The organism is Bradyrhizobium sp. CCBAU 11357 (genome assembly GCF_028128865.1).
GTDB lineage: Bacteria > Pseudomonadota > Alphaproteobacteria > Rhizobiales > Xanthobacteraceae > Bradyrhizobium.
Genome location: NZ_LBJW01000016.1, coordinates 276,528 through 288,925, shown reverse-complemented (window position 1 = coordinate 288,925; position 12,398 = coordinate 276,528). Strand labels below are relative to the sequence as shown.

The following is a 12,398-nucleotide window of genomic DNA, read 5'->3' as shown; positions in this document are numbered from 1 at the left end:
ACGATTGATTGGCGGCAGGCGATGGCGTTAAAAGCGGCTGCAACCGCAGGACTAATGAAGGACCAGTGACATGGCTGCGCTAAAGCTCGCGATCGGCAACAAGAACTACTCGTCATGGTCGATGCGGCCCTGGCTCGCGCTCCGCGCCAACGACATCCCGTTCGTGGAGACGCTGATCCCGCTCTACACCGACGATCCCGCCGACAAGGAGCAGATCCTGTCCTTCAGCCGCGCCGGCAAGGTGCCGGTGCTGGTCGACGGCGACGTCACGGTGTGGGATTCGCTCGCCATCATCGAATACATCGCCGAGCGTTACCCGGAGAAGAAGCTGTGGCCCGACGATGTCGCGGCGCGCGCGCATGCCCGTTCGGTGTGCGCCGAGATGCATTCCGGATTCGTGCCGCTGCGCAACGAATGCGGCATGAACCTGCATCGGCCGATCCGTCCCGTGGCGCTGTCGGCGGACGCCAAGGCCAACATCGCGCGCATCGAGGAGCTCTGGCGCGAGTGCCGTACCCGCTATGGCGCGAAGGGGCCGTTCCTGTTCGGCCGCTTCGGTGCCGCGGACGCCATGTACGCCCCGATCGTGCATCGCTTCCGCACCTATGCGATCGAGGTGGCGCCGGACACCAAGGCCTACATGGAGACGATGATGGCGCTGCCGGCGTTCCAGGAATGGACGCGCGACGGGCTGGCCGAAACGCTGGTCATCGCCAAGTTCGAGGACGCCTGACCGGAAGGTCTGACGGTCGCGGCCGGCCGGTGCCGGCCGGGCGGCCCCTCGGGGGCTGCAATGGGCGGGGGCCGTGGGATCGGGGGGCTGCGACACCGCCTGCGACATGCCGGGGGGAATGAGCCGCTCCGGCGGTACCACCGGCCCGCCGGCTGTCTCCTATCATTCTGAAATGACTGCAAAATCCGAGCGCGTGCCATGCCGGCATGGCGCTGGCCAAAACGGCGCGACGCGTGCTATACAGCGGCCCGGGTTTCCGGCCGCCATCGCAGTGGGACACTGGGCGAGGCGGCGCTGTTTGAGTGATGGAGAGGGTGTTGAAGCACAAATTCCCCGTGGGAACGCGCGTCCTGTTCACGGCCAGCAATGTCGCGCGTCCGGCTGCGAGCGGCGCGTATGAGGTCATCCGTCTGCTTCCGACCGAGGGCGACGACTGCCAGTACCGGATCAAAAGCTCGACCGAAGCCTTCGAGCGCGTTGCCAAGGAAAGCCAGCTCGCGCTCTCCTGAACGCCGACGCCGTCAGCGCATAGGTGCCTCCCGGGGATTGTATTCTGCCGCCGTCAAAAGGCCCGCTTCGCCTTCACAAGGTGAGCCGGGGGCAGTTGCCGACTTGCGGTGCTCGCTTGACCATCCGCTCTTTGATCGCGTGAGGGGACGTCGCGCATGAACTGGGCATGGGCCACTTCGCTCGACCAAATCTGGCGTTCGCCGGCCTTCCCGATGTGGATGACGCTGACGGCTGCCGGATTCTTCGGATTGATCCTCCTGATCACGCTGCTGCGCGCCGACAGATCCGTCGCCAACGGGGCGCTGACCGTCATCACCCTGCTATCCATCGTGATCGCCGGTGCAGCCACGATGCGTCTCTATGGACCGGAGGCGCCGTCCGCTCCGGCCGAGGCGCGCGCGCAAGCTGTGGTGACGGCGAGCATGCCTGCGCTGTCCTGTCTCGACGATCTCGCTGGCGATGTCGTCGCCGCCGGCTGCGAGAAGGCGCTGTTCGGCGCGCCTGATGCTGCGGCTGCGGCGGTCTCCTCCACGGCGGCCAGGATCGACCGGCTGACCGCGCACGGCGACGCCGCCACGGCCGAGAAGAGCCTGACACTCGACATGAAGGCGCTGCGCAGGTCACTCGAGCGCGATCGCTACGGCTTCGTTGCGCATGTGCTGGCGGCACGCGACGGCTGCACGCAGTTCGATTGTGCCGCGTTCCGCTCGCTGACCGACCAGCAGCAGGTCGCCGCCAACATGGACTCCCATCTCTACGACACGCTGGTGGCGCGCTATGCGCCGACCTGGAACGCGCCCGCTGCAGCGCCGGCGATGGCGGCCAACGCCGCGACACTCGCCGGACTGCCGCCATCGATGCCGACGGGCAAGCCGACCAATGCCGAGTTCCCGAGCGCGTCCTCGACGCCGCCGGTGAGCATCATGAATCCGGAGCCCACGGCGGCGACGCGTCAGGCCGCGCCGGCCGCGAATGCGGCGGCGGCACCGCGTGCGCCGGCCGCAGCCTCCGCACAGGCCGCAGCGCCTGCGGCATCAAGCCCGCCGGCTGCGAAAAAACCGCCGGCCCAAAAGGCTGCACGTGCGCCTGCCACGCCGGTTCCGCTCGCGCCGCCGCCGGCCTCGACGGCTGCTCCCGCGCCTGCGGATAACGAGTAGATCGGCATTCCAAATGCGCGGCTGCCCGGCTAATGCTTGGGCATGCCACTCCATCTGATCAAGCTCGCCGTCGGCTGCGACTCCGTCAAGGAATTGAAGGAGTGGGTGGCCGAACGGATGCAGACCGCCAAGAAGAAGGGTCTGCCGCAACATCACATCCACATCACCCGCATGGTCCCCAAGCGCGACGCCGAGATCCTCGCCGGCGGTTCGCTGTACTGGGTGATCAAGGGCGAGATCGCCGCGCGCGAAAAAATCATCGCCATCGAGCCGTTCCGCGACAAGGATGGCATCGGGCGCTGCCGCATCGTGATGCAGCCGAAGGTGATCTCGGTGTCGCCGCGGCCGATGCGCCCGTTCCAGGGCTGGCGTTATCTGGCTGATGATTCGGTACCGTCCGATCTCGGCAAGTCCGCGGCCGGCTCGATTGCGGCGATGCCGGAGCCGATGCGGCGCGAGCTGCGTGACCTCGGGCTGCTATGAGCATGATCCGGAAAAGTGTGCAGCGGTTTTCCGGAAAGATCATGCTCAAACAATAAACGAAAGCGCGATGGCGTCATCGCGCTTTAGACCGCGATATTGTCGATCAGCCGGGTGGTGCCGAGCTTGGCCGCGACCAGGATCCGCAACGGGCCGTCCTTGCGCGAGGTAACCTTTGCCAACGTCTCGGCGTGGCGCAGCTCGAAATAGTCGAGCGCAAGGCCGGCCGACTTGATCATCGCGGCGCCGCCCGCCATCGCCGGCGCAATCGCATCGCCGGCACGGATGCGCCCGGCGCTCTCTTTCATGGCGCGGTAGAGGACGGTGGCGGTCTGGCGCTCCTCGGGCGAGAGGTAGACGTTGCGCGAGGACATCGCGAGTCCGTCGCGCTCGCGCACGGTGCGGGAGCCGATCACCTTGACGCCGAGGTCGAGGTCGCGCGCCATCTGCGTCACCACCCGCAATTGCTGGAAATCCTTTTCGCCGAAGATCGCGACATCCGGCCGGACTTGCGTGAACAGCTTGCCGACCACGGTAGCGACCCCGCCGAAGAAGTGCGGACGGAAGCGATCCTCGAGACCGGCCAGCGCCGGCCCCTCCGGCACGATGCGGGTGGCAAAGCCCTCCGGATACATGGCCGCGACGCCGGGATGCCAGACGATATCGACGTCCTCGGCCGCGAGCTTGGCGACGTCGGCCTTCCAGGTGCGCGGATAGGCGCCGAAATCCTCGGTCGGGGCGAACTGGGTCGGGTTGACGAAGATCGACACCACGACGCGGCTGGCGCGCCGCCTGGCGAGGCGAACCAGCGACACATGCCCGTCATGGAGCGCCCCCATGGTCGGGACCAGCGCGATCGTGGCCTTTCGCTTGCGGAGATCGTCGACGGCGCGTCGCAGGGCAGGGACCGTGCGAGCGATCAATGGGCGTGCTGACATCGGGACTCGATGGATTGGAAAGCGGCGCAGGTGCGGGCCTCGCGCCCGGCCAGCTAACCTTAACAAGCGGAGATCGTGGACGCCATGCATCCGGATGCGGCACAGCATCCCGCGCAAGGCCGCGCAAAACGTCGCGACGTTGTGGGCTGGATCACAGACGAAAGACGGCGCCGCGATACATCGTGAGAACGGCGCATTGCAATTTGCATTACCTGTCACGCATTTCACTTGACCGCTGACGCGGTCAACTCGAAGATATTCGCCAGGGGCGTTGAGGATCACCATGCTTGTGCAGGCTAGCCAAGGCCAATCCGGCTCGGCGCATGTGGTCGTGCTCGGCAACGAGAAGGGCGGCTCCGGCAAATCGACCACCGCCTTGCACATCGCCGTTGCACTCCTGAAGACTGGTCAGCGCGTCGCCACCATCGACCTCGACTGCCGCCAGCAGAGCTTCACGCGCTACATCGGCAACCGGTCTGCCTGGGCCCAGCGTACCAAGCTCGACCTCGAGCTTCCGGTGCATCGCTGCATCAAGCTCGGCGAGACCATGCAGATTGCCGAGAATGAGAATTCCGAGTTCCAGCAGTTCATGGAAGCCGTCTCGGCGGTCGAGAGCAGCTTCGACTTCATCGTCATCGATACGCCCGGCACCGACAGCTATCTGATGCGGCTCGCGCATTCGATGGCCGATACCCTGGTCACGCCGATCAACGACAGCTTCCTCGATTTCGACGTGCTCGGCACGGTCGATCCCGCGACTTACGCGGTGACGGGCGAGAGCCACTATGCCGAGATGGTGCGCGATGTCAGGCGCAAGCGACGCCAGCTCGACGGCGCCACCACCGACTGGATCGTCGTGCGCAACCGCCTGTCCATGCTCGGCTCGCGCAACAAGCAACTCGTGGCCGAGGGCCTGAAGGATCTGTCGCTGCGGCTCGGCTTCCGCTACGTCGACGGCTTCGCCGAGCGCGTCGTGTACCGCGAATTCTTCCCGCGCGGCCTGACCGCCCTGGACGAGATCGACGAGGCCACGCTCGGCATGCGGCCCAATCTCGGCCATCTCACAGCGCGGGAGGAGGTGACGAGCCTGCTCCGGCAGCTCAAGCTCCCGCTCGACGAGCGCGGCCGCCGCCGCGCGGCCAACCGGGCCGAGTGGTTCAGCCAGGTCGACAAGCCCCTCGAGGTCCACGATATCCTCGGCGCCTGACGTCGCGGTATATCGTTACTCCCGACCGATCCGAGTCTGTCGGCTGGCGCGGGAACCCGGGCGGCGCCGCGCGCGTTTTCACACTGCATTTACTGCGAAGTCGAACCCGATCGAGACCGGTTGCGTCGAAAAGGGACCTGCACCCTGACTTAGCGGTATGAGAATGGGGTGCTTACGAAACGAGTGCGACGCACAATGAAAGGGCTGCCGGTTCACAACATTTAGCCTTCCTGTCACGCTGCTGTGACATATATTAGGGAATAGGCGACAAGGGGACGAAGAGCCCCGGAAGAACACGATTTTCAACAGGGATTCAGGCCGCTTAGGCCTGAGGCTGAGGACGAAAATGAAGCGTGGAATTGCCGTTCTGGTTTCGGTCAGTGCCCTCTGCGGCATCGCCTATTTCACGGCGAGCAAGTGGGCGATCAAGCACGAGACCATCACATTCTACGACGCCTCTCGCGACAACCGTCCGGTACCCGTCTCCATCGCGGTGCGGCGCGACAAGGAAATGCAGGCCAATGCCGGCATGATCAAGCTGCCCGTCGCAGTGATCAATCACGGCAATACCGTCAAGAACACCGAGTACGGCTTCCTCGCCAACGCCTTCGCTGCGCGCGGCTACATGGTCGTGAGCCCGCAGCATGACCTGCCGACCGATCCTCCGATGGTGACCAAGCCCGGCGAGCTCTATGTCGGCCGGCTGCCGCAAATTCTGCGTGGCGTCGCCAACATCCATCTCGCCATGCAGGAGATGAAGAAGGTTCAGCCCAACGCCGACTACGACAGGGTGACGATGGTCGGCCATTCCATGGGCGGCGACATCACCATGTACTTCGCCAAGCAATATCCGGACGAGGTCAAGAAGGTCGTCACGCTCGACAATCTGCGCGTGCCCTTCGTGACTGCCGGCAAGTTCAAGATCCTGTCGTTCCGCTCCCAGGATCCGCAGTTCAAGGCCGACGCCGGCGTGATTCCGACCGACGAGGAATGTGAGAAGGCGGGCATTCAGGTCGTGAAGACCGAATTCCAGCACAACGACATGCGCGACACCGGTCCGGATGTGGCGAAAAGCTCGATCCAGAGCATGCTCGACAAGTTCCTGAGCACGACCGACAGCGAGATCGCGCCGGTCGACACGCAATCGGCCCCGCCCAAGATCCTCGAGCCGGGCCCGGTCGCTCTGATGGCACCCGCCAAAAGCTGACCGACGGCAGCAAACCGCTCGGCCGCACCAATCGTCGAAGCCTCCGCCGGCGCGCCCGCCCGCGGAGGCTTTGCGCATTGACCGGGCTGCATGCGCTGACCACATTAGCTGCTGACGCAAGGTGAAGCTGCGATGTCGGGCGAACCCACCAAACCGCGCGGCCGCGATGCCGTATCGGCGCGAGCAGACGGCGCGCTGCCGCAAGCGGAAACCTCAACCTCGGAAGACATCGCCGCGTTCGTCGCCAGGGCGCGGGCCCTCTCGCCGCATGCGCCGGGCGCGAGGGGACGGCTGATCTTCGCGTTAGATGCGACGATGAGCCGGCAACCGACCTGGGATATGGCGTGCGCGCTCCAGGCCGACATGTTCCGCGAAACCGCGGCGCTCGGCAGTCTCGACATCCGGCTGGTCTATTATCGCGGCTTCAACGAGTGCCGTGCCACGGGTTGGATCTCCGACAGCGCCAGGCTGGCGGCACTGATGAGCAAAATCGATTGCCGCGGCGGCGATACCCAGATCGGCAAGGTGCTGAGCGAGGCCAGGCGCGAGGCAGTCGCATCCGGCGTGCGGGCCATGGTCTTCGTCGGCGATGCCATGGAGGAAGACATCGACGAGCTCTCCGCCAAGGCCGGCGAGCTCGGCTTGCTCAAGGTGCCCGTATTCGTGTTTCAGGAGGGCCATGACGCGGTCGCCGAACAGGCCTTCCGCGAGATCGCGCGCCTGACTGGCGGTGCCTGGTGCCGGTTCGATCCTGGTGCGGCGGCGCAGCTGCGCGAGCTGCTGCGGGCAGCTGCGGCCTATGCCGCCGGCGGACGCGAGGCGCTGCTGAAGCTGGCTGGAAGCGTGAGTGGCGCGGCGAAGCTGATCAGCCAGATGAAATAGCGACCAGACCGGCGCGGCTTGCGGCGGTGGATGCCATGCTTTTTGGCAAGAGGACGACTATATTCCGGCCATGACCCTGATCGCCGGCGCTGTCGCCGTTATCACGCTTTACCTGCTGCTCCAGACGTTCCGCTCCGCCAATCCGGCGGTGCTGGCGCGCACCATCAAGTTCGGCGGCGGCGTGCTGGCGCTGGCGGTTGCGGCCTTCACCGGCTTGCGGGGCGAGCTGGCGGTTGCGATCCCGCTCGGAATTTTCGGCGCCGGGCTGCTCGGCTGGACGCCACTCGCGAATGCCGGCTTCGGCAATATCGGCGGGCTGTTCGGCGGCGGTGCGACGCGCCCCTCCGGGCAGGCCTCGCGCGTGCGCTCGCAATTCCTGGACATGCGGCTGGACCACGATTCCGGCCAGCTTTCCGGCCAGATCGTCGCGGGACCTCACGCCGGGCGCAGTCTCGACGAGTTCGATCTCACCGGCTTGCTCGCGATGGTCCCGACGTTCGACGCCGAGAGCGTGGCCTTACTTGAAAGCTATCTGGACCGCCGGTTTCCCGCTTGGCGTCAGAACGCGCAGGGCGATGCGGCAGGGCGGCAGCGCCGCACGGCGGCGAGCGGCAAAATGACGGCGGAGGAAGCCTATCAGATCCTTGGCTTGCAGCCGGGAGCGGGGCGCGACGACATCAGCCGGGCCCACAAGTCCCTGATGAAGAAACTCCATCCCGACCAGGGGGGCTCGACGTATCTCGCTGCCCGGGTAAACGAGGCCAAGGATATTCTGCTTCGCACGCATAACGGCTAACTCCGGCACTACGCTACAAACGCCCGTACCGCGTGAGCTCCGTTTGCTCTGTCTGCCGTCGCCCGCCATTGTCGGCGTGGTCGATCCCTTGAGCAAAGTTTTAACCGTAAATCCTTGACGAGAGGTTGTCGTGGAACAGCCTTATCCTGAACAGCCTCGGCGTTACCGCCTCGCCAAAAACGAAAATGCCCGCGCGAGGCGCGGGCATTTTGATTTGGAGCGGAGAAGGAGATCAGTTGCGAACGGTGATGCAGGAGATCTCGGCGCGCTTCAAGGTGCGGCAGACGGCTTCGGCCTGGTCGCGCTCGAGCCCGGCGAAGCGGGCGCGGTAGAGCTTGCGATTGTCCTTGGCGACGACGGGCTCGGTGAACGGGTCAGCCTTGCTGAGCAGGCCGCGGGCCGAGTTGCGGGCCGCGTCGATGCGCTGCTGAGCTTCGTTCTCGCTCTCGAGCGCGCCGACCTGGACGATCCAGCCGCTGTGGGTGACGGCGGGCTTCGTGGTCGCGCTCATCTGCATCGGCTGCGGCGCCGGGTCGGCGGACGCGAGCTTCGGAGCGGCGGGAGCGGGCGCGGCAGCGGTTGCGGCCGGGAGCACGCCGAGAATGCCGTTACCGGTGCCGAAGCCGGCCGGCTGACGCGGCAGTTCGGTGCGGGCCATCTCGGCCTTCGGCGCTTCCGGCTGGCTCACCGCCTCCGGCTTGTTGATGAGATCTGCCCTGGCGACGACGGCGCCGGAGGTTTCCGCGACGTCGGAACGAGGCGGAACGGTGCTGGTGACCGGCGGCGCAACGACCTGAGCCGGAGCCGCGGAGGCGACCTTCACGGCGCCGGCCTTGACCTGAACCGTCTTGACCCGAACCGGCTTCATCGGCTCGGACGAGCCGGGGATGATGGAGAGCGGCTGGCTCGAGATCACGCCATTGGTGAGCGGCGCCGGCTCCACCTTGGACTCCGTCGGCCGAACTTCGGGTTTGGGCTGAGCGGGCGGCATCGCCGCAGTCGCTGCGGCCAGCGTCGACAGGCGCGCGGCGAGGCGCGAGGGGGCAGGTTCGGGAGCAGGGGCCGCAGCGGCCTGGACCTGCGGGGCGGGACGCGCCGGGGTGTCCGAGGCATCGGCGACATCGGTGTTGGCTTCAGCGCCGTTGCGCTCCGTGACTGCGACGACGGTGCGGACGGTCGCGCCCTTTTCGAGGTTCTCCGCGAGCAGGTTGCGCATGATGGCGTCGCGCGAGCCGCCGCTGCGGCCGCCGAGCACGACGCCGATCAGGTGGCGGTTGCCGCGCCGCATCGAGCTGACGAGGTTGAAGCCGGAGGCGCGGGTGTAGCCGGTCTTGATGCCGTCCACGCCCTCGACGCTGCCGAGCAGGTGATTGTGGTTGCGGATCGACTGTCCGCGCCAATTGAACGTCGAGGTCGCGAAATAGCGATAGTAGCGGGGGAAGCGCTCCTGAATGGCGCGACCCAGCGTGGCCTGGTCGCGCGCGGTCGTGACCTGCTCGTCGTTGGGGAGGCCGTTGGCGTTGCGGTAGACCGTCTTGGACATGCCGAGCGAGCGCGCCTTGCGCGTCATCATCTGGGCGAAGTCGTCCTCGTTGCCGGCGATCGCTTCTGCGATCACCACGGCTGCGTCGTTGGCAGAGCGGGTGACGAGGCCTTTGATTGCGTCCTCGACGCGAATGGTCTGGCCGGCGCGCAGATTAAGCTTGGTCGGATCCTGGTCGGCGGCGTGCTTGGACACCGGCATCTCGGTGTCGAGCTTCATCCTGCCGGATTCGAGACGCTCGAACAGCAGATAGAGCGTCATGATCTTGGTCAACGAGGCCGGATGGCGGATTCCGTCAGGGCTTGTCGCCTGGAGCACCGCGCCGGAATTGCCGTCGACGATGATGGACGCGAATTTCGGGCTGGAGCTCTCGGACACATCGCGCTGCACCCGGTGGTGCGCATAGTGTCGACGATGGCGCCGCGCCTCGGCTGCGTCGGTGGTGAAGATGACTGCGGTGGTGACCGTAAGAAGCCCGAAAACGCCAACCCGCGCCAAGCGCGAGGAAGACAAGTTTTTACGAAGCATGGAACCCCGTCCCCGTTTCTGACTTGATCACCGGCTCGTGAGGCGAAATTGTGCCCAACGGACCCGGGATCATTACCTGCTCAGGCTGTCCCTCCGCTGGTGTTCGCCGCGGGGGACGTTGGACCCGAGCCGCTGTTCTGGCTAAGGTGATGTTCTCAAACGGCTTTTGGCCGCTCGCGGAAGTGAACACGTCCAGGGAATCAAGGTAGGGTGGGCCGGTTTCCAAAAGCTTAAGGAACCCTTGCGGGAAACCCCGGGAATCTCTGCAATTTGCGCCGGGTTTTGTGCGACGCACAAGATTCTTGACTTTTTTGTGCGTTGCACTAATTTTGGGCGGAGTCAGGGAGCCGGGGCTTCCCGACGCGAGCCAGGGAAAAGGATTCCGAAATGTTCAAGGTTGAAGACTTCCAGAACTACGGGAAAGAGCAGTTCGAGCAGTGCGTTGCCTCCGCGACCTCGGTGCAGCATGGCATCCAGGCGATCGCCAGCGCCTATGGCGACTACACGAAGAAGTCGTTCGAAGACACCAAGTCCTTCGTCGAGAAGCTTTCCGGCGTGAAGTCGCTGGACAAGGCGATGGAAGCGCAGACCGATTTTGCCCGTTCCGCCTACGAAACCTTCGTTGCGGAATCGCAGAAGATCGCCGGCCTCTACAGCGACCTCGCCAAGCAGGCGTTCAAGCCGGTCGAGACCATCGTGTCGAAGTTCACCCCGGCCGCTCAGTAACGTCTCGAGACATCCTGGAATCGAAAAGCCCGGCTCAACAGCCGGGCTTTTTGTTGTGAGCGATGGGACCCGTCAGCGTGCGACGCGCAGCTTCGACAGTGACGTGCCGATATCCTTGAACACCGATACGGTCTGGCTTGCCGAGGTGACCAGATAGAACTTGTCGCTGCCGCTGGCACAGTATTGCAGCACGCTCGAGGTCGGATCGCTGCCGGTGTTCACCTGCACCGTATAGATCGTAATGTTGTTGGGCTGGGCCTTGGCGTTGTCGCAAAGGATTTTCTGTCGGGCGTCGATCTGAGAAGCACCGCTGTACCAGCGGTTCTGCGTATTGAGACCGTCGGAGAGCAGGACGATCGCGTCCTTGTAGGTGTAGTTCGTGTCCTTGGCCGGGGCATTCATGGGCTCGCCCATCGACAGCGTCATCCAGCCCCAGGCAAGGCCGATGCCCTGGTTGGTGTTGCCGGTCGGAACCAGATCGTCGATCAGAGACTTGAGCGCGGTCCAATCGTAGCTGAGCGGCATGATCGGCTGGATGTATGCCGAATTGCTGGAGTTGCAGTAGGAATATTGCTCGGCCGGGAAAAGCGTCGCGGAATTGCTGCTCACCGGAGTCGTGTTCTTGGTATCGTAGTCCTGGTCGCGATCAGTGATGCAGCCGGTCCATTTGTTGTGGTTCTTCGGCGTCCAGGTCTTGCCGGCACTCACGCAGCTTGACTGTTGTTTGTACGAATTGTCGCTGCAGCTGCCATTCACCGCTTCCCAGTCGCTCCAGTCGATCCAGGACTTGTCATAGTTGCTGCTGCCCACGTTGACGTCCTTGGAAAACGGCACGATCGAGATGTAGACGTCGCCGTTGGTCTTCGCGAGCGCGCTGAGTTGATCGACCAGGTTCTTCGCAGCCGTCTGCATGGCCGGCATCTTGCCGTCGGCTGCCATCGATCCCGTGACGTCGAGCACCAAGGCCACGCGCATGCGCGTCAGGCCCCAGGCGCTGGTGGATGAGGTGCCGACGTCGAGCGTCGGGAAGCCGGCGATCTTCATGAAGCTGGTCGTGTAGGTGCCGGTTCCGGTCAGCTGGATCGTCGAGCCGATGTTGGTGCTCGAGTTATAGGTGGCGCCGACGCTAACCGACGGCAGGGTCTTGGTGTCCGTGAACAGGGCGTTGAAATAGGTTTGCGCTTTGGTGGAGATCTGTGACGTCGAGATGGTGCCGGCCGACAGGTCCCTGGAAAGCATCAGCGCAGTGGAATCGAGGGCTGACTGCATCGCGGTGCGCGCCTGGGCGGCGCGGCTGTAGTCGATCGCCGCGCCAACAAAGCTCAGCACCGGAACGAGCGCAATCGCGAAGATCACGGCGATATTGCCTTGCTCGGCCGCTGTAAAACGGGCGAGTTGTCGACCAAGGCGGCTGACGAGGGGCAGACCAGACATGACGATCCCCGAAATCTGTGTTTTGCCCGATTTCGCGCCATGCCATTGAATGGCAGGTAAATTGGACCGTAGAAAAACGGAGCGTTTTGCGGAAAACCGTCGCAGCCGGGGAACGGCCGGGTTCCTGGTCAACACCTTCTAAACGTGCCCGGCGGAAATTTTTGTCAAATCGCTCCGGATTGATTAACCTGAACAGGATCGCCCGGACCGGGAATCGGGACTGCTGCGACCGCATGGGCCGGACCCCCGCGTGCTTG

At 64.7% G+C, this 12,398-nt stretch carries 12 protein-coding genes; 9 read left to right on the top strand and 3 right to left on the bottom strand.

Translation table 11 applies throughout. The features are described from left to right. The first annotated feature begins 70 nt into the window (after positions 1–70). The 4 genes from XI05_RS04725 (at position 71) to XI05_RS04710 (ending at position 2,883) form a co-directional block, all read left to right on the top strand. Positions 71–733, top strand: coding sequence for a glutathione S-transferase family protein (locus tag XI05_RS04725; protein WP_271499096.1), 663 nt, complete (start codon positions 71–73; stop codon positions 731–733). Between the two features lie 305 nt (positions 734–1,038). Then, positions 1,039–1,242, top strand: coding sequence for a hypothetical protein (locus XI05_RS04720; RefSeq protein WP_085969273.1), 204 nt, complete (start codon positions 1,039–1,041; stop codon positions 1,240–1,242). Positions 1,243–1,398: 156 nt separating this feature from the next. Further along, complete coding sequence (locus tag XI05_RS04715) at positions 1,399–2,400, top strand: hypothetical protein (RefSeq protein WP_271499094.1); 1,002 nt, start codon at positions 1,399–1,401, stop codon at positions 2,398–2,400. Between the two features lie 42 nt (positions 2,401–2,442). Further along, entirely contained in the window at positions 2,443–2,883 is a 441-nt protein-coding gene (locus tag XI05_RS04710; RefSeq protein WP_271499092.1) for a DUF1489 family protein, read from the top strand. An 83-nt stretch (positions 2,884–2,966) separates the two neighbouring features. Here XI05_RS04710 and panC read toward each other — a convergent pair whose 3' ends face one another. Continuing rightward, positions 2,967–3,818, bottom strand: coding sequence for a pantoate--beta-alanine ligase (panC, locus tag XI05_RS04705; protein WP_271499090.1), 852 nt, complete (start codon positions 3,816–3,818; stop codon positions 2,967–2,969). Between the two features lie 283 nt (positions 3,819–4,101). Here panC and XI05_RS04700 point away from each other — a divergent pair, with 283 nt between their 5' ends. From XI05_RS04700 to XI05_RS04685, 4 genes are all read left to right on the top strand, one after another. Continuing rightward, positions 4,102–5,025, top strand: coding sequence for a division plane positioning ATPase MipZ (locus XI05_RS04700; protein WP_271499088.1), 924 nt, complete (start codon positions 4,102–4,104; stop codon positions 5,023–5,025). Between the two features lie 346 nt (positions 5,026–5,371). Beyond that, a complete protein-coding gene (locus tag XI05_RS04695) occupies positions 5,372–6,232 on the top strand; it encodes an alpha/beta fold hydrolase (RefSeq protein WP_271499085.1) in 861 nt (286 codons plus the stop codon). A 132-nt stretch (positions 6,233–6,364) separates the two neighbouring features. Next, complete coding sequence (locus XI05_RS04690; protein WP_271499082.1) at positions 6,365–7,114, top strand: VWA domain-containing protein; 750 nt, start codon at positions 6,365–6,367, stop codon at positions 7,112–7,114. Positions 7,115–7,184: 70 nt separating this feature from the next. After that, on the top strand, positions 7,185–7,910 hold the full coding sequence (locus tag XI05_RS04685) for a DnaJ domain-containing protein (RefSeq protein WP_271499079.1): 726 nt from the start codon (positions 7,185–7,187) through the stop codon (positions 7,908–7,910). Between the two features lie 232 nt (positions 7,911–8,142). On the opposite strand, the gene XI05_RS04680 is transcribed toward XI05_RS04685, so the two are convergent. Further along, positions 8,143–9,981: a D-alanyl-D-alanine carboxypeptidase gene (locus tag XI05_RS04680; protein WP_271499077.1), complete on the bottom strand. Its 1,839-nt coding sequence runs from the start codon at positions 9,979–9,981 to the stop codon at positions 8,143–8,145. A 387-nt stretch (positions 9,982–10,368) separates the two neighbouring features. On the opposite strand from XI05_RS04680, the gene XI05_RS04675 reads away from it, so the two are divergent. Then, positions 10,369–10,707 carry a phasin family protein gene (locus XI05_RS04675; protein ID WP_271499076.1) on the top strand — a complete coding sequence of 113 codons (339 nt, stop codon included), beginning with the start codon at positions 10,369–10,371 and terminating at the stop codon, positions 10,705–10,707. 72 nt (positions 10,708–10,779) lie between these two features. Here XI05_RS04675 and XI05_RS04670 read toward each other — a convergent pair whose 3' ends face one another. Further along, complete coding sequence (locus tag XI05_RS04670) at positions 10,780–12,141, bottom strand: vWA domain-containing protein (RefSeq protein ID WP_271499075.1); 1,362 nt, start codon at positions 12,139–12,141, stop codon at positions 10,780–10,782. Positions 12,142–12,398 lie beyond the last annotated feature (257 nt).

Coding starts and splice junctions, on each gene's coding strand:
- XI05_RS04725 (WP_271499096.1), top strand. CDS start 71: ATGGCTGCGCTAAAGCTCGCGATCGGCAACAAGAACTACTCGTCATGG.
- XI05_RS04720 (WP_085969273.1), top strand. CDS start 1,039: ATGGAGAGGGTGTTGAAGCACAAATTCCCCGTGGGAACGCGCGTCCTG.
- XI05_RS04715 (WP_271499094.1), top strand. CDS start 1,399: ATGAACTGGGCATGGGCCACTTCGCTCGACCAAATCTGGCGTTCGCCG.
- XI05_RS04710 (WP_271499092.1), top strand. CDS start 2,443: ATGCCACTCCATCTGATCAAGCTCGCCGTCGGCTGCGACTCCGTCAAG.
- panC (WP_271499090.1), bottom strand. CDS start 3,818: ATGTCAGCACGCCCATTGATCGCTCGCACGGTCCCTGCCCTGCGACGC.
- XI05_RS04700 (WP_271499088.1), top strand. CDS start 4,102: ATGCTTGTGCAGGCTAGCCAAGGCCAATCCGGCTCGGCGCATGTGGTC.
- XI05_RS04695 (WP_271499085.1), top strand. CDS start 5,372: ATGAAGCGTGGAATTGCCGTTCTGGTTTCGGTCAGTGCCCTCTGCGGC.
- XI05_RS04690 (WP_271499082.1), top strand. CDS start 6,365: ATGTCGGGCGAACCCACCAAACCGCGCGGCCGCGATGCCGTATCGGCG.
- XI05_RS04685 (WP_271499079.1), top strand. CDS start 7,185: ATGACCCTGATCGCCGGCGCTGTCGCCGTTATCACGCTTTACCTGCTG.
- XI05_RS04680 (WP_271499077.1), bottom strand. CDS start 9,981: ATGCTTCGTAAAAACTTGTCTTCCTCGCGCTTGGCGCGGGTTGGCGTT.
- XI05_RS04675 (WP_271499076.1), top strand. CDS start 10,369: ATGTTCAAGGTTGAAGACTTCCAGAACTACGGGAAAGAGCAGTTCGAG.
- XI05_RS04670 (WP_271499075.1), bottom strand. CDS start 12,141: ATGTCTGGTCTGCCCCTCGTCAGCCGCCTTGGTCGACAACTCGCCCGT.